Source organism: Achromobacter sp. ACM03, from assembly GCF_014851665.1.
Classification (GTDB): domain Bacteria; phylum Pseudomonadota; class Gammaproteobacteria; order Burkholderiales; family Burkholderiaceae_B; genus Achromobacter; species Achromobacter aegrifaciens.
On sequence record NZ_JACVAD010000006.1, the window covers coordinates 247,137 to 271,500 of the forward strand.

A 24,364-nucleotide genomic window follows, 5' to 3' on the forward strand; every position below is an offset into this window, starting at 1 on the left:
TATCGGGATTCGGCCCCGATCTAGGCCGTTGGTTAACATTGTGGAATGATGGATTTCCCTGATACGTCACGGGCCAGGCGCCCAGGTTTTTGGTCCACCTTGCGCCAGGGCGCCAGGATGATGATGCGCGACGCCCGCGCCGGAGAACTGCGGCTGCTGGTGCTGGCGCTGGTCGTGGCGGTTGCCGCGGTGACCAGCGTCGGCTTCCTGGCGGACCGGGTCGGCCGGGCGCTGGAGCGCGACGCCGGGCAGATGCTGGGCGCCGACCTGGTGCTGGACGCCGACGAGCCGGTGCCAGCGGTCTTCATGGATCAGGCCCGCGAACGCGGTTTGGCCGTCTCCAGCACCTGGCAGTTTCCCTCCATGGTCGGAGCCGGAGACGGCGCCCAACTGGCTGCGCTGAAGGCGGTGGAGCCGGGCTATCCGCTGCGCGGCGCCCTGCGCGTGGCGGGCGCACCGTTCGAACCCGACGCCCCGACGCGCGATATTCCGCCTGAAGGGGCGGTCTGGGTGGACGCCCAATTGCTGTCCCTGCTGAACCTGAAGGTGGGCGACACGCTGAACGTGGGTGACGCCCATCTGCGGGTGGACCGCGTCATTACCTATGAGCCGGACCGCGGCATGCAATTCGTCAACGTGGCGCCCCGGGTGCTGCTGCGCGCCAGCGATCTGCCCGCCACCGGCCTGATCGCGCCGGGCAGCCGCATCGGCTACGCCATGCTGGTTGCGGGCCAGCCCGACGCCGTGGCGGGCTACTCGACGTGGCTCAAGCAGAATCTGAAGCGCGGCCAGAAGGTTGCCACCCTGGAGTCCGGCCGGCCCGAAGTGCGCCGCACGCTGGACCGGGCGCAGCGCTTCCTGTCGCTGGTCGCGCTGCTGGCGGTGCTGATATCGGCCGTGGCCGTGGCCCTGGCCGCCGGCCGCTACATGACGCGCCACCGCGACGGCATCGCGGTCATGCGCTGCCTGGGGGCGGTGCAGTCGCAAGTGTCGCGCATGCTGACGCTGGAGTTCACCCTGGTCGGCCTGTTCTCGTCGGCCGCGGGCTGCCTGCTGGGTTATGCGGTGCATCAGGTGCTGGTCATGCTGCTGGGTTCGCTGATCGATACCAGCTTGCCTGCGCCCTCGGCCATCCCGGCCTTGCAGGGGCTGTTGACCGGCCTTTTGCTGTTGCTGGGTTTTGCCTTGCCGGCGCTGGCCCAGCTGCGCCACGTGCCGCCGGCCCGGGTGCTGCGCCGCGACGCCGACGCGCTCAGCGCGCGCAGCGCCCTGGGCTATGTCCTGGGGGCCGCGGGCTTCGCACTGCTGATCTGGTGGTTTGCCGGCGACGCCAAGCTGGGCGGCGTGGTGGCGGGCGGCTTCTTGGGAGCCTTCGCCGTGTTCGCGCTGGTGGCCTGGCTCTGCATCCTGGGCCTGGCACGCGTACGCCGGCTGGCCGCCGGCCTGCCGGCGCTGCGTTTCGCGCTGGCTGGCGTAGTGCGCCGGCGCGCCGCCACCATCACCCAGGTGTGCGCTTTGGCGGTGGGCCTGATGGCGCTGTTGTTGCTGACCATGACGCGCACCGACCTGATCCAGGGCTGGCAGCGGACCTTGCCGCCGGACGCACCCAACCGTTTCCTCATCAATGTGCAGCCGGACCAGCGCCAGGCCGTGACCGACGCGCTCACCCGCGAAGGCCTGGGCCGCATCACGCTGGCGCCGATGGTGCGCGGGCGGCTGATCGCCATCAACGGCAAGCCCGTGGGGCCGGACGACTACGAGGAACCCCGCGCCAAGCGGCTGGTGGACCGGGAGTTCAACCTGTCCTATGGCGACGAATTGCCGTCTTCCAACCGTATCGAGCAGGGCCGCTGGCTGCAGCCGGGCGCGTCCGAGGTGTCGCTGGAGTCAGGCCTGGCCAAGAGCCTGGGCCTGGCGCTGGGCGACAAGATGACCTTCGATGTGGCGGGGCAGCAGGTCGAGGCGGCAGTCACCAGCACCCGACGGGTCGATTGGGATACGATGCGCGTCAATTTTTTCGCCATCCTGACGCCCGCCGCGTTGGCCGACATGCCCCAGAGCTGGATCACGTCCTTCTACCTGCCGCCCGAAAAGGCCTCGGTCCTGCCCGCGCTGGTGCGCGAGTTCCCGAACCTGACGGTGTTCGACGTAGGCGCCATCCTGCAACAGCTGCAATCAGTACTGAACGAAGTGGGGAAGGCCGTTCAATTGCTGTTCCTGTTCACGCTGGCCGCCGGCGTGCTGGTGCTGTCCGCGGCGCTGACGGCCACGCGCGACGAGCGCATGCGCGAAGCCGCCGTGCTGCGCGCTCTGGGCGCCACCCGTAGCCAGCTGGCGCGCTCCCAGCGCATCGAGCTGTGGGCCGTGGGTGGCCTGGCTGGTCTGCTGGCAGCGGCCGGCGCCACCGCAATCGCTTGGGCTTTGTCAACGCAGGTCTTTGATTTCACTATTACTCTTAGCCTTTGGCCGTGGCTGGCGGGCATCGCCGCGGGCATGTTGGGCGCCTGGGCCGGCGGCGCCCTGGCCCTGCGCGGCGTGTTGCGCACGCCGCCCCTGGTCACCCTACGAGAAACCTGATGCCGACGCGCGTCCATACGATTACCGAACCCGTGGAAAACTCCAGCAGCATTTTTGACCTACTTGGCGGCGAGCCGGGCGTGCGCGCCCTGGTGGACCGCTTCTATGACCTGATGGACATGGAGCCCGACCTGAAGGAGCTGCGGGCGGCCCATGGTCCCAGCCTGGACCAGGCGCGCGACAAGCTGTTCTGGTTTCTTTGCGGCTACTTTGGCGGCCCGGACCACTATATAGAACGCTTCGGCCATCCCCGGCTGCGCGCCCGCCACCTGCCGTTCTCGATCGGTGAGGTCGAGCGCGACCAGTGGGTGACCTGCATCGGTCGGGCCATGGAAGACCAGGGGATCGAACCGGCCCTGGTCGAACGCCTGCTGCAGTCCTTCTACGGCGTAGCCGACTGGATGCGCAATCGTGAAGGCTGAAGGCGATTCTCGATCCGGCGAACGGCGCCAGGCCTGGTCCGGCCCCCTGGGCGGAGCCATGCTGAGCGATCCCTCGCGCCTGACAGAAGCCGGCCCGGACCTGTTCAACCCGGCGCACTATGGCGATCGGGCGCGGCTGGTGGATGCCGGCGGACGCCAGGCCGCCTGGTTCGTGCAGGGGGCGGGCTGGCAGGGCGTGCTGCGCCGCTACCGCCGCGGCGGGATGATCGCGCGCATCAGCCGCGACGCCTATCTCTGGAACGGCGAGGCCCGCACCCGCAGCTTTCGCGAATACCGCCTGCTGGCCGCCATGCGTGCCCAGGGCCTGGCGGTGCCTGCGCCGCTGGCCGCCGCCTATTGGCGGCAAGGCCCGATCTACCGCGCCGCCATCGTGGTCGAGCGCATTCCCGGCGTGCGGCCGCTGGCCCACGTGCTGGCCGAGCCGGTCTGGCAGGCGGCGGCCGAGGCCATCGTGCGCATGCACCGGGCGGGCGTGTGGCATGCCGACCTCAATGCCTTCAACATCCTGGTGGGCAGCGACGGTCGCATTTGGCTGATCGATTTCGACCGCGGCACGCAAGGTTCCCTGTCCGACCGCCAGCGCGAGGCCAACCTGGAACGCCTGCGCCGTTCGCTGCGCAAGGTCGCCGGGGAAGAGGGCGAGCGCTTCTGGCTGCGCCTGCGCGACAGCTACTGGACGGCCTGGGGCGTGGGGATCCAGCCCTGATCCCGGCGGGGGCGGCCAAATGCCGCCATCTGGCCCAAATCGCGCCAATCACCCGGCAAAGTTGGGCAGGTCCTCGCTAAAAAGCTTTATCATTTCGCCTTTTGGTACTCCTGTCACATACGGCATAACGCAAGGGGGCTGGTGATGAAACTACGGGCGGGTATGCGCTTGGCGCTTGGGGCGATGCTGGTCATGGCGGCCTCGTCGGCGGCGGTGGCGCAGAACAAGGTCGTCAACGTCTACAACTGGGCCGAATACACGGCTCCGGACACAATTCCCGGTTTTGAAAAGGAAACCGGCATCAAGGTCCGCTATGACGTCTACGACAGCAACGACACCCTGCAGGCCAAGTTGTTGGCCGGCAAGTCGGGTTATGACGTCGTTGTCCCGTCCACGCATTACGCCTCGCGCCAGATCGAAGCCGGCCTGTTCCAAAAGCTGGACAAGTCCAAGATCCCGAACTGGAAGTACCTGGATCCCGAAATCATGGCGCTGGTCGCCACCGTCGATCCCGGCAACGAATACGCCATTCCCTGGGGCTACGGCACCAATGGCCTGGGCTACAACGTCACCAAGGTCAAGCAGATCATGGGCGACGGCGTGGACCTGGCCAACTGGGACATGATCTTCAAGCCCGAGAACGCCGCCAAGCTGAAAGAGTGCGGCATCTCCATGCTGGACGAAGCCGCCCAGGTGTTCCCGGCCGTGCTGAAGTACCTGGGCAAGGATCCCAACAGCACCAACGCCGACGACTACAAGGCCGCGCTGGACGTGTTGATGAAGATCCGCCCGTACATCCGCCAGTTCAGCTCGTCGGGCTATATCGACGAGCTCGCCGTGGGAGACCTGTGCATGGTCTACGGCTTTTCCGGCGACGTGATGATCGCTCGCAAGCGCGCCCAGGACGCCAAGAAGTCCTATGAAGTGAACTACTTCATTCCGAAGGGCGGCGCGCCCGCGTGGTTCGACCTGATGGTCATCCCCAAGGATGCTCCGCATCCCGAAGAGGCGCTGGCCTTCATCAACTACATCGAAACGCCCAAGGTGCATGCGGCCATCACCAACACCATGTTCTATCCCAACGCCAACAAAGAGGCGCGGCAGTTCGTGGTCAAGGACGTGGCCGACAACCCCATGATCTACCCGCCGGCGGACGTCTCCAAGACCCTGTATGTGATCAAGGCGCTGCCCTTGAACATCCAACGCCTGCAAAACCGGATGTGGTCCGAGCTGAAGTCTGGAAGATAAGTCATCATGAGCGATAGCCGTTACTCGGCGCAGCATTCGGCCGATCCGGACGAGTTCGTCCGGATTTCCGATGTCGTAAAGATCTTCGGCGATGTGGTCGCCGTCCGTTCCGTCAATCTCTCGGTCAAGCGCAACGAGATCTTCGCCCTGCTCGGCAGTTCGGGCAGCGGCAAGTCCACCTTGCTGCGCATGCTGGCGGGCTTCGAGGAAGCCACCTCGGGCCAGATATTCCTGGACGGCGAAGACATCACGCACGTGCCGCCGTACCGCCGGCCCGTGAACATGATGTTCCAGTCCTACGCGCTGTTCCCGCACATGACGGTCGAGGCCAACGTGGCCTTCGGCCTGAAGCAGGAAGGCGTGGACCGGGCCGAGATCCATGACCGCGTGTTCGAAGCCCTGGACCTGGTCCAGATGGCCGGTTATTCGCGGCGCAAGCCCAACCAGCTGTCGGGCGGCCAGCAGCAGCGCGTGGCGCTGGCACGCAGCCTGGTCAAGCGGCCCAAGCTGCTGCTGCTGGACGAGCCCATGTCCGCCTTGGACAAGCAGATCCGCCAGAAGACCCAGATCGAACTCGTGAAGATCCTGGAGCAGGTCGGCGTGACCTGCATCATGGTCACGCACGACCAGGAAGAAGCCATGACCATGGCCCACCGCCTGGCCGTCATGACCGAAGGCCAGATCGTCCAATGCGGCACGCCGCAGGACGTCTACGCCTTTCCGAATTCCCGCTTCGTCGCCAGCTTCATCGGGTCGACCAACATGTTCACCGGCACCATCGTGGTCGATGAACCGGACCACGTCGCCATCGAGTGCGGCGAGCTGACCCGTCCGCTCTTCGTCAACCACGGCGTGAGCGAGCCTCTGGGCATGGAAGTGCACGTCTCCATCCGCCCTGAACGGTTGGTGGTGTCGCGCGAGCAGCCCGAAGCCGAATACAACTGGGCCCATGGCATGGTCAGCCACATGGCCTGGATGGGCAGCTACGCGCTCTATCAGATCCGCCTGGATTCCGGCAAGACGGTCGAGGCCAGCGTGCCCAGCCAGTTGCTGGCCCAGATGGACGCGCCCGGCATCGATGAAGAGATCTTCGTCAGCTGGGACGCCGACAGCGCCACGGTGCTGGCGTCATGATCCGCTTTTCGCCCCGCGACTGGTTGCCGTCGGGCCGGGCGCTGGCGGTGGTGCCGCCGTTCGCCTGGCTGGTGCTGTTCCTGCTGGTGCCGTTCCTGCTGGTCCTGAAGATCAGTTTCGCCGAGCTGAAGTTCGGCATTCCGCCGTATACATCCCTGGCGGAATTCAAGGACGAGGCGGTGCAGTTCAGCCTGCACCTGCGCGGCTACATCCTGCTGTTCACGGACAGCCTGTACTTCGCCACGTATCTGAATTCGGTGAAGATCGCCGCCATCACCACGCTCTTCTGCGTGCTGATCGGCTATCCCATCGCCTATTACATCGCGCGTTCGTCGCCGGCGGTGCGCAACCTGCTGCTTTTGGGTGTGATCCTGCCGTTCTGGACTTCGCTGCTCCTGCGCGTGTACGCCTGGGTCGGCATCCTGCGCAACGACGGGCTGCTCAACAACCTGCTGCAGGGCCTGGGCATCATTTCCAGTCCGCTGGAAATCTACCGCACCGACGTCGCCGTCTACATCGGCATGGTTTACGCCTACCTGCCATTCTTCATCCTGCCGCTATACGCCACGCTGGTGAAGATGGACCTGCGCCTGCTGGAAGCCGCCTACGATCTGGGCGCCAAGCCCTGGCAGGCGTTCTGGCAGATCACGGTGCCGCTGTCGCGCCAGGGCGTGATTGCCGGCGCCATGCTGGTGTTCATCCCGGCGGTGGGCGAGTACGTGATCCCCGAAATGCTGGGCGGCGCCAACACGCTCATGATGGGCCGCGTGATGTGGAATGAGTTCTTCAACAACGCCGACTGGCCCATGGCTTCGGCCGTGACCTGCGTGATGGTGCTGTTGCTGCTGGTGCCGCTGGTGTACTTCCAATACAACCAGGTCAAGCAGCAGGAACAGGCGAACGGAGGCCGCAAATGAACGGGCCCAACAAGACTTTGCGCGCCGTCGTGCTGGGACTGGGGTACTTTTTCCTGTACGTGCCCATCATCAGCCTGATGGTGTTCTCGTTCAACGAGTCGCCCACCGTCACGTCCTGGACCGGTTTCTCGTTCCGCTGGTATCACTCGCTGTTCAACGACGACGCGCTGCTGCGCGCGGCCTGGCTGTCGTTCCGCATTGCCGCCATGACTGCCACCGCCGCCGTCATCATCGGCACCTGGGCCGGCTACGTGCTGGGGCGCATGGGGCGCTTCCGCGGCTTCGCCTTGTACGTGGGCATGCTCAGCGCGCCGCTGGTCATCCCCGAAGTGGTGCTGGGCATCTCGCTACTGCTGATGTTCGTGGAACTGCGCGGCAGCCTGGGCTGGCCCGCCGAAAACGGCATCTTCACGATCTGGGTCGGCCACGTGACCCTGTGCATGGCCTTTGTCGCGGTGGTCATCCAGACCCGCATCCGCGACCTGGACCGTTCGCTGGAAGAAGCCGCGCTGGACCTGGGCGCCACGCCCATGACCGTGTTCTTCAAGATCACGCTGCCGCTGATCGCGCCGGCGCTGGCCTCGGCCTGGCTGCTGTCCTTCACCCTGTCGCTGGACGACGTGGTGCTGGCCTCGTTCCTGTCCGGCCCCAGCTCCAGCACGTTGCCCATGGAAGTTTTCTCGCGCGTGCGCCTGGGGCTGAAACCCGAGATCAACGCGCTGGCGACCCTCTTCATCCTGGCGGTCGGCACTTGCGTGATCCTGGCCAACCGCATGCAATGGCGCAAGGAGTCCGAACCCAAATGAAGCAAACCACCCTGTATGGCCTGACCAAGTGCAGCACCTGCGTCAAGGCGCGCGACTGGCTGACGGCGCATGGCGTCGCCCACGCGTTCGTGGACTACCGCGACAACCCGGTGCCGGCCGCCACGCTGAAAGCCTGGGCTGACCAGGTCGGCGGCTGGGAAAAACTGGTCAACCGCACGTCCATGACCTGGCGCAACCTGCCCGAAGAGCGCAAGACGGCGCACACCGATGCGCAGTGGACCCAGTTGATCGCCGAGTATCCGGCATTGGTGCGCCGCCCGGTCACGGTCACGCCCGATGGCGAGGTGAGCGTTGGCTTCAGCGAAAAGCGCTACGGCGAACGTTTCGCCTGAGGCGCCGGCCCAGGCCGGCCTGGCGCCGGGCGCGCCCGGCCGGGCCTTGCCTGACGCCTTTTTCGACCGCGACGCCGCCCAGCTGGCGCGCGAGCTGCCGGGCAAGGTCATCCGCCACCGCGTGGGCGACCTGTGGCTGTCGGCCCGCATCATCGAGACCGAAGCCTATTACCTGGAAGAGAAGGGCAGCCATGCGTCGCTGGGGTACACCCATAAGCGGCGCGCGCTGTTCATGGACGGCGGTACGGTCTACATGTATTACGCCCGCGGCGGGGATTCGCTGAATTTCAGCGCGGGAGGGCCGGGCAATGCCGTGCTGATCAAATCCGCCTATCCCTGGACGGACGCGCTGTCCGGACCGCAAGCGCTGGCCCGCATGCTGGAGTTGAACCCCGATGCACAGGGGCGGCCGCGACCGGTCTCCGGCCTGTGCGCCGGCCAGACCCTGCTGTGCCGGGCGCTGGGCCTGAAAGTGCCGGACTGGGACGCACGCGGTTTCGACCCGCAGGCGCTGTATGTGGAGGATGTGGGGGAGTCGCCCGAAGCCCTGATCTGCACCACGCGCCTGGGCATTCCGCTGGGCCGGGACGAACACCTGCACTACCGTTTTGTGGACCCTGCTTACGCGGCCTTTTGCACGCGCAATCCCTTGCGCCGCGGACAGCGCGCCGGCCACGACTACGTATGGGTGGACCGCCAGGGCGTGGTGTTGCCAGAGGCGCCGCAGGCGTAACCGACCGGCCCGCGCCCCGGCCGCGTCTGCGCAGGGCGCGTCAGAACCCGCCGGTGGCAATGCGTTCGGCCAGGGCCGCGCGCATGCGCACGTACTTGCGGTGGATGCGCCGGCTGTTCAGGCGCTTGCTCCAGGCATAGATCGGGATCAGCGGCAGGCCGCCGAAGCCGTCGATCAGGTACAAGCCCTGCTTGCCGTCGGCATTCAGGCCACAGGCGATGTTGCTGGCGGAGACATCGTGCAGAACCACGTGGGCATCGGCCAGATCCTGGAAGAATTCGTCCAGCTGCGCGCTGAGGGCGTCGTCGAGCTTGCCCTGCCTGGCCAGGTCCGTCACGGTGGGGGCGATGTTGCCGTCGGCGTCGCGGATTTTCTCGACGACCAGGCCCAAGCCCAGCGTGGTTTGGGCCACGCCGAGTATGCGCGCCATGGGCACCTGCCATACGCCCGAGGGGCGGGTGGTGGTGGTGACGTATTCGTAGATTTCGGTCAGGTAGACGCGGTACGCGCTTTCGCGCTGGTATTGCTTGTACCAGCGCTTGAACGGGCGGGCCTCCAGATAAATCGCGCGGGCGCGCATGTCCATGACCTTGACGAGCAAGGACGGCATGTTGGGGTGCTGGAAGATGTGCCGGTCATGGCCGGAGGCGACCGGCGTGGCGGCGTTCAGGTCCAGCGGCCCGAAGATGGACTGGAAAGACGCCGCGGGCGTACAGAGAGAAGGATCTGCGGGGTTCAAGGGGAGATCAAGCCTGTTTGGATGCTCCCGAGTTTAATCCTTGAGCTGGAGCATGAGTCCGCCAGATGCCGAATCTCGGCCGGATTTACCAGGGAAGGCGTGGCCGGAGTCCTACAATCCCGGCTTTGGAGACGCATCTTTTGAACGACATACATCTGCTTTGGATCGCCGCGGGCGGCGCCGTTCTGGCTTTTTTGGCGACCTTGCTGGCATGGCTGCGCCCGCCCGCGCAGGATGCCCGGCTCGACGCGCTGCTGGAAAGCCTGGAACGCACCGAGCGCGCGCTGCGCGCCGACATCGCGGAAGGGCAGCGCGGCCTGCGCAGCGAATTCGCGGACTCCACCCGCGCCCTGAGGGTGGAGCTGTCGCAGTCGCATGGCGATTTGCGCGCCGGGTTGTCGCGTGACGCCCAGGCCGCGCGCGCGGAGTCGGCGGAATCGCTGGCGCGATTTGCGGCGGGTTTCTCCGAGCAGCTGCAGGGCCTCATCCAGATCAACGAGCGGCGCCTAATGGAAGTGCGCGCCACGGTCGACCAGCGGCTGCAATCGTTGCAAACCGACAACAGCGCCAAGCTCGACGAAATGCGCCGCACCGTGGACGAAAAGCTCCACGCCACGCTGGAGCAGCGCCTGGGCGAGTCCTTCAAGCTGGTGTCGGACCGCCTGGAGGCCGTGCACAAGGGCCTGGGCGAAATGCAGGCCCTGGCGGCGGGCGTGGGCGACCTGAAGCGGGTGCTGACCAACGTCAAGTCGCGCGGCACCTGGGGCGAGGTGCAACTGGCCAGGCTGATCGAGGACAACATGACGCCGGACCAATACGCCAGCAACATCAAGCCCGTGCCGGGCAGCGATGCCGTGGTGGAGTTCGCCATCCGCCTGCCGGGGCGCGGCGATGGCGGCGAACCCGTCTGGCTGCCGATCGACGCCAAGTTTCCCAAGGAAGAGTATGAGCGCCTCATGGACGCGCAGGAAGCCGCCGACACCGAAGGCGTGAAGAACGCCGGCGCCGCGCTGGGCCGCGCGGTGGAACTGCAGGCGCGCCTGATCGCCGGCAAGTACGTGGCGCCGCCGCACACCACCGACTTCGCCATCATGTTCCTGCCTACCGAGAGCCTGTACGCGGAGGTGCTGCGCCGCCCGGGCCTGCTCGATAAGCTGCATGACCTGCGCGTCAACGTGGCCGGCCCCAGCAACCTGGCGGCATTGTTGAACAGCCTGCAGATGGGGTTTCGCACGCTGGCGATCGAACAGCGCTCGTCCGAGGTCTGGCAGGTGCTGCGCGCGGTCAAGACGGAGTTCGGCAAGTTCGGCGAATCCCTGGCCAGCGTCAAGAAGACGCTGGACACCGCCAGCAACAAGATCGGCCAGACGGAAGTGCGCACCCGCGCCATGCTCAAGAACCTGAAAGCCGTCGAGGCGCTACCCGAAGCCGACGCCCGGCTCCTGCTCGGCACTGCGGACGAGGGCGACGCCGGGGACGACGACGAAGACCAGGCCGCAGGCCAGAACTGATCCGGCCGCGGCGGCATCGCAGGGGCGTGAGCTTGTTGCCCGCAGCGACTGCCGATATCCTGGCGTCAGCGGCAATCCGCCGTCAGTCACCTGGAGCATTGCAAGCATGAGCATCGCTGAACGCCATGATTCCTCCACCCTGGACGCGACGGCGCTGGGCGCTGATATCGCACAAGGGGTCACCACTGCGCTTGCTGCGATGCAGCAGGCGGTGGACCGGGTGGCGGCCCGCAATCCCTCGATCAACGCCGCCTGCGGCCTGCAGGCGGAAATCGGCCTGCGCCTGGCGCAGTCATTGGACGAGGAGCTGGGCGGCCTGTCGCAGGAACAGCGGTTGGCGCAATTGCAGAAACGGCCGTTCCTGGGCGTACCCACCTTGCTCAAGGACCTGGGCACGGCGGCGCTGGGCCTGCCCAGCGCCATGGGTTCGGTGCTGTACGGCCAGGTGGAATGGAACGTCGACGCCGAGATCGTCAAGCGCTACCGCCGCGCGGGCCTGATTCCGTTCGGCCGCACGACCAGCGCCGAATTGGGCCTGAGCCCCACCACCGAATCGCCGGTCTACGGGCCGGCCACCCAGAACCCCTGGAAGGCGGGCCATAGCGCGGGCGGGTCCAGCGGCGGCGCAGGCGCTGCGCTGGCCAGCGGCATGGTGCGCATCGCCCATGGCAGTGACGGCGGCGGGTCGATCCGCATTCCTTCGTCCTGCTGCGGCGTGCTGGGCCTGAAGCCTTCGCGCGGCTTGATGCCGCTGGGCCCGCTGAAGGGTGAAGGCTGGGGCGGCCTGGCCACCGAACACATGATGACCCTGTCGGTGCGCGACTGCGCCGCGTCGCTGGACATCAGCGCCGGCGCCGACGTGGGTGCGCCTTACGCCGCGCCGGCACTGCCGGCTGACTCCTACCGCGCCGTGGTGGCGCGCGTCGCTGCTGATCCGCAATCGGCCGCACGGCGCCGCATTGCCTTCGTCAACACGACCTACGAGGGCGAGGCCATCCATCCTGAAGTGGCGGCCGCCGTGGACGAGGCCGCGCAGCTTTTCGCGTCGCTGGGCCATGAACTCGTGCCTGCCGCGCCGCCGGTGGGATCCGAGGAGGTGCTGTCGCCGATGCTGCCGCTGATCGCGAGTGCGGCGGCCAACGCCATTGACGCCTTCGTGGCCGCGCGCGGCCGCCGCCTGGCCGCCGATGAATTGCAACCGACAACGCTGGGCGCGCGCGAATACGCCCGCGCCATCTCCGGCGCGCAGTACGTGGCCTGCGTCGATACCTGCCACGAGATCACGCGCCGGGTCGGCCGCTTCCTGGAACGCGACGGCGCGCAAGGCTACGACCTGTTCCTGAGCCCGGTGCTGGCGCAGCCGCCGGCGCCCATCGGCCGCTACGCCATGGACAACGCCGACTACCTGGCCTACCGTTTGGGCAAGAAGGGCGTCATCGGCTATTCGCCGTTTGCGCCCTTGGCCAATCTGACCGGCATGCCCGCCATCTCCATCCCCTTCGGCATGTCGTCCGACGGCCTGCCCATCGGCATCCAGCTGATGGGGCCGCTGGGCAGCGAGGCGCTGCTGCTGGAGCTGGCGGCGCAGGTCGAGGCGCTGCGGCCCTGGGCCCTGGTGGCGCCGATGGCCAGATAGGCCCGAAGGGGCTGACCGCGCCGCGGGCTGGCGGCACATCAGTGGACCGATCCAGGGAGCAGCCATGTCATCGTTCGCGACACATACCGTATCCAACCAGGTGCCGCCCCTGGAGGACTACTCCTTGTACGAAACCGACCCGGCCTTGCGCGAGGCGGTGCGGCGCGAAGGCGCGCAAGCCTGGGAGCCGGACCTGGCGGCGCATGGCGCCTGGCTGGGCCGCGCGCAGACGCTGGAAGCCGGCGCGCAGGCCAACCACTGCACGCCGCGCCTGGTCAGCTACGACCGCGGCGGCCACCGCATCGACCGCGTCGAATTCCATCCGTCCTGGAATCTGCTGATGGGCGGCATCATGGCGCGCGGCCTGCACAGCCGCGCCTGGGCGCAGCCCGAGCCGGGCGCGCAGGTGGCGCGGGCCGCGGCCTATGTCATGCAGGGGCAGGTCGAGGCGGGCAGCCTGTGTCCCACCACCATGACGTTTGCCGCGGTGCCGCTGTTGCAGCGTGAACCTGCGGGCGTCGTGGATTTCGGCGGGCAATGGCTGAACGCCCTGTATTCGCGGGAGTTCGACGGCGCCGACGCGCCGCTGGCCGCGAAGCGCTCGGCCCTGATCGGCATGGGCCTGACGGAGAAGCAGGGCGGCTCCGACCTGCGCGCCGTCACCACGCGCGCCACGCCAGTAGGCGCGCCCGGCCGCGGCCGCGCCTATTTGCTGGTCGGCCACAAATGGTTTTTCTCGGTGCCGCAGGCCGACGCGCATCTGGTGCTGGCGCAGACCGACGAAGGACTCAGTTGCTTTTTCGTGCCGCGCTGGATACCGGACGGACCGCGCAATGCCGTGCGCGTGCGCCGGCTGAAGGACAAACTGGGCAACCGCAGCAACGCCAGCGCCGAGGTCGAATTCGAGGAAGCCTGGGGCGTCATGGTGGGCGAACCGGGCCGCGGCCTGGCCGTGCTGCTGGAGATGGCCGCCACCACCCGGCTGGATTGCGTGCTGGGCAGCGCGGCGCTGCTGCGGCAGGCGCTGGTGCAGTCGGCGCATCATGCGCGCTACCGTCACGCCTTCGGCAAGCCCTTGATCGAGCAGCCGCTGATGCGCAACGTGCTGGCCGACCTGGCGCTTGAAAGCGAGGCGGCCATGATGCTGGGCCTGCGGCTGGCGCGCGCCGTGGACGAGCGCGCCGACGCCGCGGCGCGGGCCCTGGTCCGCGTGGGTACGCCGGCCGCCAAGCTCTGGGTCTGCAAGCGCGCGATCGCCGCGGTGGCCGAATGCATGGAGGTCTGGGGCGGCAACGGCTACGTGGACGACGGCCCTATGCCCCGGCTTTACCGCGAAACCCCGGTCAATTCCATCTGGGAAGGCTCCGGCAACGTCATGGCGCTGGACGTATTGCGCGCCTTGCAGCGCGAGGCCGGAGCGCTGCCCGCGCTGGAGCGCGAGTTCGCGCAGGCGGCGGGGCAGTACCAGGACTTCGACGACGCGCTGGCGCGCTGGCGGACCTTGCTGGCTGATGGCGTCCAGGCCGAGTTCCAGGCTCGCCGCATCGCCGCCGGCCTGGCGCGCTTGTGGCAGGCTGCCTTGCTGATCCAGCATTCGCCTGCGCCGGTGGCGCAGGCTTTCGTCGCCAGCCGCCTGAACGCGGGCGGCGGCGTGTTCGGCGAACTGGCGGCGGGCGCGGATGTGCAGGCCATCCTGGCGCGGGCGTGGCCTGCTGCCGCATGCTAAATTTCCTGGCTTGACCAACCTTCCCGCATTTTTCGCCATGCTTTCCCAGCAAGAACTCAAGCAGCAAGCCGCCGACGCGGCCCTGGAATTCGTTGAACAGGTCGCAGGACCCGACGCCATCATCGGCGTGGGCACGGGCTCCACGGCGGATCTCTTCATCGACGGCCTGGCCCGTTTCAAGGGCCGGATCGGCGGCACGGTGGCCAGTTCCGAGCGCAGCGCCGCCCGGCTTGCCGGACACGGGCTGAAGGTGCTGGACCTGAACGACATCACGACGATGCCGATCTACGTCGACGGCGCCGATGAAATCGACGCCAACCTGCACATGATCAAGGGCGGCGGCGGCGCGCTGACGCGCGAGAAGATCGTGGCTTCGGTGGCCGAGCGCTTCATCTGCATCGCCGACGAGTCCAAGCTGGTGCAGACCATGGGCAAGTTCCCGCTGCCCGTCGAAGTCATCCCCATGGCGCGCGCATCCGTGGCGCGCGCCCTGGCGGCGCTGGGCGGTCAGCCCAAGCTGCGCGAGGGATTCGTCACCGATAACGGCAACGTCATCCTGGACGTGTCCGGCCTGTCCATCACCGACGCGCCGGGCCTGGAAGCCCGGGTCAACAATCTGGCGGGCGTAGTGACCTGCGGCCTGTTCGCGATCGCGGGCGCCGACGTGGCCCTGCTGGCCACGCAAAACGGCATCCGCCGGCTGGACCGCCGCGCCTGAGTCCGCTTGCCGACGCCTCCCGGCGTTGCCCCGGCCGGCCCGCCTTGTGGCCGCCGGGGTCCGTGTTCATAATCCTGTCACACTTGGGTCATAACCTTGCGGGTTGTGCAGGCCCATCTCGTAATATCCTTTTTTCAGGGCAGTGCAATGAGACCAAACACGCAGGGAGCCCGGATGTCGGAGCATACAAACAAGCAGTTCGATGCGGACCTCGAAAGCGTCCGTTCGCAGTTCCTGCAAATGGGCGGCCTTGTGGAAGCCATGATCCAGGAGGCCATCGACGCGCTCGCCAGCGGCGACATTTCGCTGGTCGAGAAAGTCCGTGAGCGTGAAAAGGAAGTCAACCGCCACGAAGTCGAAATCGACGAGAGCATCAGCCGCATCCTGGCGCGCCACCAGCCCACCGCCATCGACCTGCGCATGCTGATGGCCGTGTCCAAGATGCTGACCGACATGGAGCGTTCCGGCGATGAAGCCGAGAAGGTCGCCACCGTCGCGCGCCGCATCCACGAAGCCGAACTGCGCCACATCCCGGTGATCGAACTGCGCCACATGGCTGCCAATGTGCGCACCATGCTGCATCAGGCGCTGGACGCGTTCGCCCGCCTCGATCCCATCCAGGCCGCCGCCGTCGTGCGCAGCGACAAGGAAGTGGACAAGGAATGGAAGGGCGCGCTGCGCCACCTGATCACGTACATGATCGAAGATCCGCGCACCATCTCGCGCGCCATCGACATGATCTTCATCGCGCGCGCGCTGGAACGCATCGGCGACCACGCCAAGAACATGTCCGAGCGCGTGATCTACATGGTCAAGGGCGCCGACGTGCGCCACACCGGCGTGAAGAACACCGAGCGCCTGGCGCGCGGTGAAGAAGAAGACACGGAAGAGTAAGCGTCAGTCCAGGGGCAGCGTCGCCCCTGCCTGCAGGCGCGGGTCCGGCAGGCCGGCTTTGCCGGCGTCGATGCGGCCCGCCAGCCTGCGGCCGAATGCCGGCAAGGCAAGCGCGGTGATCTCCAGGTCGTACCATCCCTGGCAACCGCCGTAGGCAAGATCCAGCGAGCCGTCCGCTTGCACGTGCGCCATGGCGCACCAGCCGTCGCCCATGCGCGACTCCACTTTTACCGCCTGCGGCGTTTCGCCGCGATTGACGAGACGCAGGCTCAGGCCGGTCGCCGCCGGCATCACTTGCGCCTCCAGCGTGCCGGCATCGCGCGCATCGCCGCGGAAGTGCCGGTGCAGGCCGTCGGGGCCCAGCAGCCACAAGTCATAGGCGCCATCGGCGTGCAGGCGCCAGCCGTCGTCCAGCCGCGCGCCTGCGCTCGCGGTATAGCGGCGCGGCGCGTGTTCCAGCGCGTGGCGGTCGTAGACATGCAGCACCGCGCCTGCGGCGCCGGGATTGCGCAGGGTCAGCCGGTAATGTCCGCCGTCGGCAGCCATGCGGCCTTGGACGTCCAGCGCGTACGGCAGGGCGCAAGCCTGGCGCAGGCCTTCGGCGTGCGCGCCGCGGGCGGCAGCGAAGTCGAAGGCCGAGGTCAGGTCGCCGGCGATCTCGCGCCGCCAGGCGCTGATATTGGGTTCCAGCACGCCAAATCGCGCTTCCAGGAAACGGATCACCGACGTGTGGTCGAACACCTGGGAATTGACCCAGCCGCCACGGCTCCAGGGCGAGACCACCAGCATCGGCACGCGCGGCCCCAGCCCGAACCCGCGCCCATGCAGTCCGGCAGGGTCGTCGGGCGTGGCGGCGCTGGGCCCATGGCGCGTGTCGTGGTATTCGCCGTCCAGCTCGACCGTGGAGAGGCCGCCCGATAGGCCGTCGGCCGCGCGGGCAGGCGGCGCAGGCGGCGGCATGTGGTCAAAGAAGCAGTCGTTCTCGTCGTAGGTGACGAAGAACACGCAGCGGCTCCAGACCTCGGGATTGCGGGTCAGGATGTCCAGCACGCGCTCCGTGTAGGCACCGCCCCTTGCCGGCGACGAGACCTCGGGGTGTTCGGAATCGGCCGTGGGCGCAATGATCCAGGACACCTGCGGCATCGTGCCAGCGGCGACGTCGCGGGCCAACTGGTCCAGCGTGCATGTGGACAGGCCGCGGTCGCGCAGGGGCGCGTCGCCGGCCGCGCCCGCATGCTGCCGGCGGTACTGCTGGAAGCCGGCCAGCGGATTGTCGTGATAGTTGTCCGCCATGTCCTGGTAGATGCGCCAGTCCACGCCGGCGTCCTGCAGGCGTTCGGGATAGGTGGTCCAGGCATAGCCTTCGCTGGCGGGCCCCAGGCGGTCGAAGGTATTCACCAGGGCTGGGCCGCCCGCCAGGCCTTGCGGATCATTGGTGCCGGTCCAGAGGAACAGCCGGTTGGGATTGGTGCCGGCATGGATCGAACAATGATAGGCGTCGCACAGGGTGAAGGCGTTTGCCAGCGCGGTCTGGAACGGCACCTCCTCGCCACGGTAGGCGCCCATGCCCAGGCGGCTCTTGGCGGGCAGCCATTGGTCCATGCGGCCGTCGTTCCAGGCGCGCTGCGCGTCGTCCCAGGTGTGCGGCGTGATGTAGCCCACCTGTGCATCGCTGGCGTATTCGGCCTGCAGGGCATAGGGGCGGACCTGCGCCGCACCATCCGCCTGCGTCAGCACATTGCCCGTCAGCGTGGGGGCGGGATGCGGATCGGCGAAGCCGCGCACGCCGGGCAAGGTGCCGAAATAGTGGTCGAAAGAGCGGTTTTCCTGCATCAGGATCACCACGTGCTGCACGTCCTGCAGCGTGCCCGCGCGGCGGTCGGGCGCGATGCCGAGCGCGCGTTCGATGGGCGAGGAGGGGGACAGGCGCGATTCTTCTTTCATGACAGCGATGATACGGCCAGCAGTACTTGAATCTTAAGGCCGGCGCCAAGGCGGACGCTGGCGCCGGAAATGAACAGCCCCTCGCGGGCGAGGGGCTGCATCGGGTGGGCCGCCATCAGCTTGCGGCCGGAAAAGGCGCGGCCGGATCAGGCCGAGGGCGGAACGTAGCCCTGCGCTTCGACGGTGCCGTCTTCGAACAGGAAGCGCTCCATCTGTTCCTTCAGGTACTTGCGGGCGCGGGCGTCCGCAAGGTTCAGGCGGTTTTCATTGACCAGGCGCGTCTGGATGGCCTTCCATTCTTCCCAAGCTTCCTTGGAAATGCTCTGCCAGATCTTGGTGCCGAGTTCGCCGGGGTAGGGGGGGAAATCCAGCCCTTCGGCTTCACGCTTCAGTTTTACACAGTTGACGATACGGGCCATGGTTCGCTGCCGGAAGAAATGAGTAATCCTGCATTTTAACGGGCTTGGCGACCTGATGGCGCCAAGCCCCTGCGGACCCTGCGGGTAGCCCGGGTGTTACAGCTTCTTGATGAAGACCAGGCTGTTGCGCGAACGGTTGTAATTGTGCTGTTTCTCACGCGGCAGGTCGGCGATGCCGCCCTGCACGAAACCGCGCTTCATGAACCAGTGCGAGGTGCGCGTCGTCAGTACGAACAGGCGCTTGGCGCCGACGGCGCGCGCGCGTGATTCCATGTGGCGCAGCAGGATTTCGCCTTCGCCCGAACCCTGCCATTCCGGATGCACGATCAGGCAGGCCATTTCGGCCATCTGCTCTTCGGGGAAACTGTGCAGGGCCGCGCAGCCGTAGATGACGCCGTCGTGCTCCAGCACGGTGAAGTTTTCCACGTCGCGCTCGACCACGCTGCGTGGACGCGGCACCAGCGTGCCGTCGGCTTCCAGCGGTTCGATCAGGCTGAGGATGGCGCCGACGTCGTCGATCGTGGCGGCGCGCAGGTCGTCCAGCGTGTCTTCCACCACCATGGTGCCGACGCCGTCGTGGGTGAAGATTTCCAGCAGCACGCTGCCGTCCAGCGCGAACGGCAGCAGGTGGGCGCGGGCCACGCCGCGCTTGACCGCGAGCGAGGCGTACTGCAGGAAGGCATGGGTCTCTTCGTCGAGTTCACCGCCGGCCAGCAGGGCGTCGGCGTCCACGCGGGCGAGTTCAGTGTCCAGCGTGCCGTCGTCGTTCAGCACGCCCTGCGAGCTGGACAGGAAGATGAGTTTTTCAGCGCGCAGCGCCACCGCGACGCTGGTGGCCAGGTCTTCCATGGCCAGGTTGAACGCGTCGCCGGTGGGCGAGAAGCCCAGCGGCGACAACAGCACCACGGACGAGCCCTTTTCGATGGCGAACTTGAGCGCGTCGATGTCGATCTTGCGCACCTGGCCGGTGTGCTTGTAGTCCACCCCGTCCAGCACGCCGGTCGGGCGGGCGGTGACGAAGTTGCCGGAGATGACACGGATATGGGCGTGCGACATGGGCGTGTTCGGCAGCCCCTGGCTGAAGGCGGCCTCGATGTCCAGGCGGATTTCGCCGGCGGCTTCCTTGGCGCATTCCAGCGCGGCGGCGTCGGTGGGCGACAGGCCGCGGTCGAATTGCTGGGTAAAGCCCTTCAGGCGCAGCTGCTCATTGACCTGCGGACGCGAGCCGTGCACCAGCACCAGGCGGATGCCCAGCGAGGACAGCAGCGACAAGTCCTGCACCAGCGCGTTCAGCGCGCCGGCCTGCACCAGTTCACCGCCGAAAGCCACCACGAACGTCTTGCCTCGGAACGCATGCACATAAGGCGCCACTTCTCGGAACCATCGGACGAATTGGGCGGGTGCGAATTCTGGGGCTTCAAGGGCGGAGACGGTGTCTGGTTCCAGGTCGGGCATGATGGGCGGAAGGATTCCTGAGAGTAAGCAAAAACGCGGCGCCGTGCCGCGCCATAGCGCCGTCGGACGACGGCGTGGCGAAATTATATGACCGTCGCGCCCCGGCGCAGGCGGAAAAGAGTGCCAATTTGGTGCCGGATTTGCCGGTTTGCGCCCGCGGCGCCAGCAGCGGGCTCGCGGAAATTTATAATGCCGGGCTAACCGGACTAATCGTACATGCCTGAATCCTCCAGCCCGCGTGCGCCCAAGGCCGCGGACGCGGCGGCTCCGGCGGCAGCGGCAGACGCGCAGAACGCGCGCCGCGCGCCGCGCCCCGAGCGGCCCATACCCGTGGTGAGCTACCCCGAAGACCTGCCCGTCAGCGCGCGGCGCCAGGAGATCGCGCGCGCCATCGCCAGCCACCAGGTGGTGATCGTCAGCGGCGAAACCGGGTCGGGCAAGACCACCCAGCTGCCCAAAATCTGCCTGGAGCTGGGCCGCGGCCGCCAGAAGATGATCGGCCACACCCAGCCGCGCCGCCTGGCCGCGACGTCGGTGGCCAAGCGCATCGCCGAAGAGCTGAACACCCCCATGGGCGAGGTCGTGGGCTACCAGGTGCGTTTCAACGACCGCACCGGCCCCAACGCGTCCATCAAGCTGATGACGGACGGCATCCTGCTGGCCGAATCGCAGCGCGATCCGCTCTTGCGCCGCTACGACACCATCATCATCGACGAGGCGCACGAGCGCAGCCTGAACATCGATTTCCTGCTGGGCTACCTGAAGCAGCTGCTGCCCCGCCGCCCGGATCTGAAGATCATCATCACCTCGGCGACCATCGACGCCGAGCGCTTCGCCCGGCACTTCGGCGCTTCCGAGGACCGGCCCGCGCCCGTCATCGAGGTGTCCGGCCGCCTGTACCCCGTCGAGGTCCGCTACCGTCCCGTGCGCGAGGAGCTCCCGGAAGACGAGGCCGCCCCGGCCAAGCCCGGCCGGGACCGCGAACGGATGTCGGGCGACGAGGAGCGCGACCTGATCGACGCCATCGTGGACGCGGTGGACGAGTGCGCGCGCCATGGGCCGGGCGACGTGCTGGTGTTCCTGCCTGGCGAGCGCGAGATCCGCGAATCCGCCGAGGCGCTTCGCAAGCGCCATCCGGCCGGCACCGAAGTCTTGCCGCTGTACGCGCGCCTGTCGCAGGCCGAGCAGGAGCAGATCTTCCATCCGCGCACCAATGCGCGGCGCATCGTGCTGGCCACCAACGTGGCGGAAACCTCGCTGACCGTGCCGGGCATCCGCTTCGTGGTCGACAGCGGGCTGGCGCGCATCAAGCGCTATTCCTGGCGCAACAAGGTCGAGCAGCTGCGCATCGAGCCGATCAGCCGCGCTTCGGCCAACCAGCGCGCCGGCCGTTGCGGCCGGGTCGGGCCGGGCGTCTGCATTCGGCTCTACGACGAGCTGGACTTCAACAACCGGGCGCCGTTCACGGACCCGGAAGTCCTGCGCTCGTCGCTGGCCTCGGTCATCCTGCGGATGAAGTCCCTGAAGCTGGACGACATCGAGCAGTTCCCCTTCGTCGAGGCGCCGCCCGGGCGCGCGGTGGCCGACGGCTACCATCTGCTGCAGGAACTGGGCGCGATCGAACTGGCGTCGGCCTCGGACGACGACACGGACGCTTCCCGTACCGGCTCGTCCTTCGTGCTGACGCGCACGGGACATGAACTGGCCAAGCTGCCGGTGGACCCGCGCATCGGCCGCATGATCCTGGCCGCGCGCGAACACCAGTGCCTGGCCGAGATGCTGATCATCGCCTCGGCCCTGTCGGTGCAGGACGCGCGCGATCGCCCCATGCAGGAACGCGAGGCGGCTGAAGCCGCGCACGCCAAGTTCGCCGACGACAAGTCCGAGTTCATCTCCTTCCTGAAGCTGTGGCGCTGGTACGGCGAGCAGGTGCAGCACAAGGCCTCGCAGCGCAAGCTGGTGGCCCTGCTGCGCCAGAACTTCCTGTCGCCGATCCGGCTGCGCGAATGGCACGACGTGCACACGCAGCTGGCCGCGCTGGTGGGCGAGCAGGGCTGGCGCCTGAACCAGACCGAGGCCACCTACGAGCAGCTGCACATGGCGCTGCTGTCGGGCCTGTTGGGCAATATCGGCTTCAAGAGCGACGAAGGCGGTCATTACCAGGGCGCGCGCGAGATCCGCTTCCATATCCACCCCGGTTCGCGGCTGGTGAAGAAGGCGGGGCGCTGGATCGTGGCGGCCGAACTGGTCGAGACCACGCGGCTGTATGCGCGTTGCGTGGCGCGCATCGATCCGGTGTGGCTGGAAAAAGTCGGCGCGCACCTGATCCGCAAGAACTGGTCCGATCCGCGTTGGGAAAAGAAGGCCGGGCAGGTGGTGGCCAATGAACGGGCCACGCTTTACGGGCTGACCATCTACACCGGCCGGCGCATCCAGTACGGCCGGGTCAATCCGACCCAGGCGCGCGAGCTGTTCATCCGTCAGGCATTGGTGCCGGGCGAGATCGACACGCGGCTGGCGTTCGTGGCGCACAACCGCAAGCTGATCGCAGGCATCGAAAAGCTGGAACATCAGACCCGCCGCCCGGACATCCTGGTCGACGACGAGCTGATCCACGCCTTCTACGACCGGCAACTGCCGGCCGACATTTCGCAGACGGCGACGCTGGAAAAGTGGGTGTCGGGGCTGGACAAGGCTGCCGCCGCCAAGCTGCTGCTGACGCGCGACGAACTGATGCGCCACGAGGCCGCGGGCGTCACGACCGATGTCTTTCCCAAGAAGGTGGAATGGCAGGGCGTGTCGATGGCGCTGGATTACCACTTCGAACCCGGTTCGCCGCGTGACGGTGTGACCCTGTCGGTGCCGCTGTTCGCGCTCAACCAGATCGATCCGGCGCGCTGCGAATGGCTGGTGCCCGGGATGCTGAAGGAAAAGGTGCACCTGCTCCTGAAGTCGCTGCCGCAGAAGCTGCGCCGCCACTGCGTGCCGCTGCCGGACTATGCCGCAGGCTTCTACGACCGCTGGTTCGAGCGCCAGGCCGACCCGCAGCAGGGGTTGGTCGATGCCATCATCGCCGACATGTGGGACCAGGTGCAGATCCGCCCAGCCGCGGCGGACTTCAAACTGGAGACCCTGCCGGCCCACCTGTTCATGAATTTCCGGGTGGTGGATGAGCACGGCCGCATGCTGGCGGCCGGACGCAACCTGGCGCAGCTGCGGGCCGAATTCGGCAAGCAGGCGCAGGCCACGTTCCAGCAACTGGCGGCCAGCGACACCCAGGTCGCCCAGGCGCTGGCGCACGAGAACCTGACCTCCTGGTCCTTCGGCCCCTTGCCGGAGATCATGGAGATCAAGCGGCGCGGGCAGTCGGTGATCGGCTATCCGGCGCTGGTGGACCGCGGCGCGCATTGCGACCTGGACGTGTTCGACGATCCGGACGAAGCGCGCAAGCACCACCGCGCGGGCTTGCTCAGGCTGTTCCGGCTGGGCTTGCGCGAGCAGGTGAAGTTCCTGGAAAAGAACCTGGCGGACCTGACCAAGATCAGCATGCTCTACATGACGCTGGGGACGCAGGAAGAGCTGCGCGACCAGATCATCGACTGCGCGCTGGGGCAGGCTTGCCTGGCCGATCCCTGGCCGGTCAACGAGCAGCAGTTCGAGGCCCGGCGGGCCGAGGGCAAGGGCCGGCTGGGTCTTTTGGCGCAGGAAGTGGCGCGGCTGGCGGGGGCGGTGCTGACGGAATGGGCGGCAGTGCAGCGCAAGTTGCCGCAGGCCAAGCCGCATGCTGCGGCCTACGCGGACTTGCAGGCGCAGCTGGGGGCGTTGATGCCCAAATGGTTCATCCGCGATACGCCGTATGCGCAGCTTGCGCATTTTCCGCGGTATCTGAAGGCGGTTCTGGCTCGCATCGACAAGCTGCGGGCGGATCCGGCCAGGGATGCCAAGCTGGTGGCGGAGATGGCGCCTTTGCTGACGCAGTATCAGCGGGCGCGGTCGGCGCTGAAAGGGGCGCCGGATCCGCGGCTGGATGAGTTCCGGTGGCTGCTGGAGGAGCTGCGGGTGGCATTGTTTGCGCAGGAGTTGCGGACGCCTATGCCGGTTTCTGTGAAACGGTTGATGAAGAGCTGGGAGTCGCTTAAGCGTTGATTGCTTTTGTGGTTTGTTTTATTTCTATTGTGATTGATCGTCGGGCGGGGTCTTCGTAGGCCGCCCGTCGGCGCGGACGGCGTGGCGGCTCGCGCCCACGATTGCGGTCCGGAGCGTTCGCTCCGGACTGCCCCTTCGTCATCTTCGTCAAGGCCTGCGGCCTTTCCTTCAGATTCCCTCGGGCGCATCGAGGTTGCTCGCCGCCACGCCGCCCGCGCCGACGGGCTACGAGCGTCTCGGGACGTCGCGATGTCGAAGC

The 24,364-nt window shown here is 67.3% G+C and carries 19 protein-coding genes; 15 read left to right on the forward strand and 4 right to left on the reverse strand.

What is annotated here, in order from left to right; all coding sequences use genetic code 11:
- Positions 1-45: 45 nt before the first annotated feature.
- The 9 genes from IB257_RS24780 to IB257_RS24820 all read left to right on the forward strand — a co-directional run bounded on the left by IB257_RS24780 (position 46) and on the right by IB257_RS24820 (position 8,917).
- Positions 46-2,577 (forward strand): ABC transporter permease, encoded by a 2,532-nt coding sequence (locus IB257_RS24780; RefSeq protein ID WP_119450501.1) that lies wholly within the window; start codon positions 46-48, stop codon positions 2,575-2,577.
- Complete coding sequence (locus tag IB257_RS24785; RefSeq protein ID WP_054451157.1) at positions 2,577-2,999, forward strand: group II truncated hemoglobin; 423 nt, start codon at positions 2,577-2,579, stop codon at positions 2,997-2,999. The genes IB257_RS24780 and IB257_RS24785 overlap by 1 nt, the downstream gene beginning before the upstream one ends.
- Complete coding sequence (locus IB257_RS24790; RefSeq protein ID WP_370540122.1) at positions 2,989-3,726, forward strand: 3-deoxy-D-manno-octulosonic acid kinase; 738 nt, start codon at positions 2,989-2,991, stop codon at positions 3,724-3,726. Before IB257_RS24785 ends, IB257_RS24790 begins: the two co-directional genes overlap by 11 nt.
- A 144-nt stretch (positions 3,727-3,870) precedes the next feature.
- Positions 3,871-4,974, forward strand: coding sequence for a polyamine ABC transporter substrate-binding protein (locus IB257_RS24795; protein WP_119450499.1), 1,104 nt, complete (start codon positions 3,871-3,873; stop codon positions 4,972-4,974).
- A gap of 6 nt (positions 4,975-4,980) precedes the next feature.
- Positions 4,981-6,108 (forward strand): ABC transporter ATP-binding protein, encoded by a 1,128-nt coding sequence (locus tag IB257_RS24800; RefSeq protein WP_054451160.1) that lies wholly within the window; start codon positions 4,981-4,983, stop codon positions 6,106-6,108.
- Positions 6,105-7,025 carry an ABC transporter permease subunit gene (locus IB257_RS24805; protein ID WP_119450498.1) on the forward strand — a complete coding sequence of 307 codons (921 nt, stop codon included), beginning with the start codon at positions 6,105-6,107 and terminating at the stop codon, positions 7,023-7,025. The genes IB257_RS24800 and IB257_RS24805 overlap by 4 nt, the downstream gene beginning before the upstream one ends.
- Positions 7,022-7,831 (forward strand): ABC transporter permease subunit, encoded by an 810-nt coding sequence (locus IB257_RS24810; protein WP_042792726.1) that lies wholly within the window; start codon positions 7,022-7,024, stop codon positions 7,829-7,831. The genes IB257_RS24805 and IB257_RS24810 overlap by 4 nt, the downstream gene beginning before the upstream one ends.
- A complete protein-coding gene (locus IB257_RS24815; protein ID WP_054451162.1) occupies positions 7,828-8,184 on the forward strand; it encodes an arsenate reductase in 357 nt (118 codons plus the stop codon). The genes IB257_RS24810 and IB257_RS24815 overlap by 4 nt, the downstream gene beginning before the upstream one ends.
- A 46-nt stretch (positions 8,185-8,230) precedes the next feature.
- Entirely contained in the window at positions 8,231-8,917 is a 687-nt protein-coding gene (locus IB257_RS24820) for a DNA-3-methyladenine glycosylase (protein ID WP_244300643.1), read from the forward strand.
- Between the two features lie 40 nt (positions 8,918-8,957).
- On the opposite strand, the gene IB257_RS24825 is transcribed toward IB257_RS24820, so the two are convergent.
- The gene (locus tag IB257_RS24825; RefSeq protein ID WP_054451163.1) at positions 8,958-9,656 is read right to left on the reverse strand and encodes a PhoP regulatory network YrbL family protein; all 699 of its coding nucleotides are present in this window, start codon (positions 9,654-9,656) and stop codon (positions 8,958-8,960) included.
- A 140-nt stretch (positions 9,657-9,796) separates the two neighbouring features.
- Between IB257_RS24825 and rmuC the strand changes: the two genes are divergently transcribed.
- From rmuC to phoU, 5 genes are all read left to right on the forward strand, one after another.
- Positions 9,797-11,167 carry a DNA recombination protein RmuC gene (gene rmuC, locus IB257_RS24830; RefSeq protein WP_192492932.1) on the forward strand — a complete coding sequence of 457 codons (1,371 nt, stop codon included), beginning with the start codon at positions 9,797-9,799 and terminating at the stop codon, positions 11,165-11,167.
- A 106-nt stretch (positions 11,168-11,273) separates the two neighbouring features.
- Positions 11,274-12,803 (forward strand): amidase, encoded by a 1,530-nt coding sequence (locus tag IB257_RS24835; protein ID WP_175214044.1) that lies wholly within the window; start codon positions 11,274-11,276, stop codon positions 12,801-12,803.
- A 64-nt stretch (positions 12,804-12,867) separates the two neighbouring features.
- The gene (locus IB257_RS24840) at positions 12,868-14,529 is read left to right on the forward strand and encodes an isovaleryl-CoA dehydrogenase (protein WP_192492933.1); all 1,662 of its coding nucleotides are present in this window, start codon (positions 12,868-12,870) and stop codon (positions 14,527-14,529) included.
- A gap of 37 nt (positions 14,530-14,566) precedes the next feature.
- Positions 14,567-15,247 (forward strand): ribose-5-phosphate isomerase RpiA, encoded by a 681-nt coding sequence (rpiA, locus tag IB257_RS24845; RefSeq protein ID WP_054451340.1) that lies wholly within the window; start codon positions 14,567-14,569, stop codon positions 15,245-15,247.
- Positions 15,248-15,421: 174 nt separating this feature from the next.
- A complete protein-coding gene (phoU, locus tag IB257_RS24850) occupies positions 15,422-16,141 on the forward strand; it encodes a phosphate signaling complex protein PhoU (protein WP_054451167.1) in 720 nt (239 codons plus the stop codon).
- Positions 16,142-16,144: 3 nt separating this feature from the next.
- On the opposite strand, the gene IB257_RS24855 is transcribed toward phoU, so the two are convergent.
- The 3 genes from IB257_RS24855 to argA form a co-directional block, all read right to left on the reverse strand.
- On the reverse strand, positions 16,145-18,085 hold the full coding sequence (locus IB257_RS24855; RefSeq protein ID WP_192492934.1) for a phosphocholine-specific phospholipase C: 1,941 nt from the start codon (positions 18,083-18,085) through the stop codon (positions 16,145-16,147).
- A gap of 146 nt (positions 18,086-18,231) precedes the next feature.
- On the reverse strand, positions 18,232-18,504 hold the full coding sequence (locus tag IB257_RS24860; RefSeq protein ID WP_054451169.1) for an oxidative damage protection protein: 273 nt from the start codon (positions 18,502-18,504) through the stop codon (positions 18,232-18,234).
- 96 nt (positions 18,505-18,600) lie between these two features.
- Entirely contained in the window at positions 18,601-19,959 is a 1,359-nt protein-coding gene (argA, locus tag IB257_RS24865; RefSeq protein WP_054451170.1) for an amino-acid N-acetyltransferase, read from the reverse strand.
- Positions 19,960-20,175: 216 nt separating this feature from the next.
- On the opposite strand from argA, the gene hrpA reads away from it, so the two are divergent.
- Positions 20,176-24,105, forward strand: a complete 3,930-nt coding sequence (gene hrpA, locus IB257_RS24870) for an ATP-dependent RNA helicase HrpA (RefSeq protein ID WP_192330089.1) — start codon at positions 20,176-20,178, stop codon at positions 24,103-24,105.
- Positions 24,106-24,364 lie beyond the last annotated feature (259 nt).

Excerpts from the sequence above, each read along its gene's own strand:
- IB257_RS24780 (WP_119450501.1), top strand. The coding sequence starts at position 46 with ATGATGGATTTCCCTGATACGTCACGGGCCAGGCGCCCAGGTTTTTGG.
- IB257_RS24785 (WP_054451157.1), top strand. The coding sequence starts at position 2,577 with ATGCCGACGCGCGTCCATACGATTACCGAACCCGTGGAAAACTCCAGC.
- IB257_RS24795 (WP_119450499.1), top strand. The coding sequence starts at position 3,871 with ATGAAACTACGGGCGGGTATGCGCTTGGCGCTTGGGGCGATGCTGGTC.
- IB257_RS24800 (WP_054451160.1), top strand. The coding sequence starts at position 4,981 with ATGAGCGATAGCCGTTACTCGGCGCAGCATTCGGCCGATCCGGACGAG.
- IB257_RS24805 (WP_119450498.1), top strand. The coding sequence starts at position 6,105 with ATGATCCGCTTTTCGCCCCGCGACTGGTTGCCGTCGGGCCGGGCGCTG.
- IB257_RS24810 (WP_042792726.1), top strand. The coding sequence starts at position 7,022 with ATGAACGGGCCCAACAAGACTTTGCGCGCCGTCGTGCTGGGACTGGGG.
- IB257_RS24815 (WP_054451162.1), top strand. The coding sequence starts at position 7,828 with ATGAAGCAAACCACCCTGTATGGCCTGACCAAGTGCAGCACCTGCGTC.
- IB257_RS24835 (WP_175214044.1), top strand. The coding sequence starts at position 11,274 with ATGAGCATCGCTGAACGCCATGATTCCTCCACCCTGGACGCGACGGCG.
- IB257_RS24840 (WP_192492933.1), top strand. The coding sequence starts at position 12,868 with ATGTCATCGTTCGCGACACATACCGTATCCAACCAGGTGCCGCCCCTG.
- rpiA (WP_054451340.1), top strand. The coding sequence starts at position 14,567 with ATGCTTTCCCAGCAAGAACTCAAGCAGCAAGCCGCCGACGCGGCCCTG.
- phoU (WP_054451167.1), top strand. The coding sequence starts at position 15,422 with ATGTCGGAGCATACAAACAAGCAGTTCGATGCGGACCTCGAAAGCGTC.
- IB257_RS24855 (WP_192492934.1), bottom strand. The coding sequence starts at position 18,085 with ATGAAAGAAGAATCGCGCCTGTCCCCCTCCTCGCCCATCGAACGCGCG.
- IB257_RS24860 (WP_054451169.1), bottom strand. The coding sequence starts at position 18,504 with ATGGCCCGTATCGTCAACTGTGTAAAACTGAAGCGTGAAGCCGAAGGG.
- argA (WP_054451170.1), bottom strand. The coding sequence starts at position 19,959 with ATGCCCGACCTGGAACCAGACACCGTCTCCGCCCTTGAAGCCCCAGAA.
- hrpA (WP_192330089.1), top strand. The coding sequence starts at position 20,176 with ATGCCTGAATCCTCCAGCCCGCGTGCGCCCAAGGCCGCGGACGCGGCG.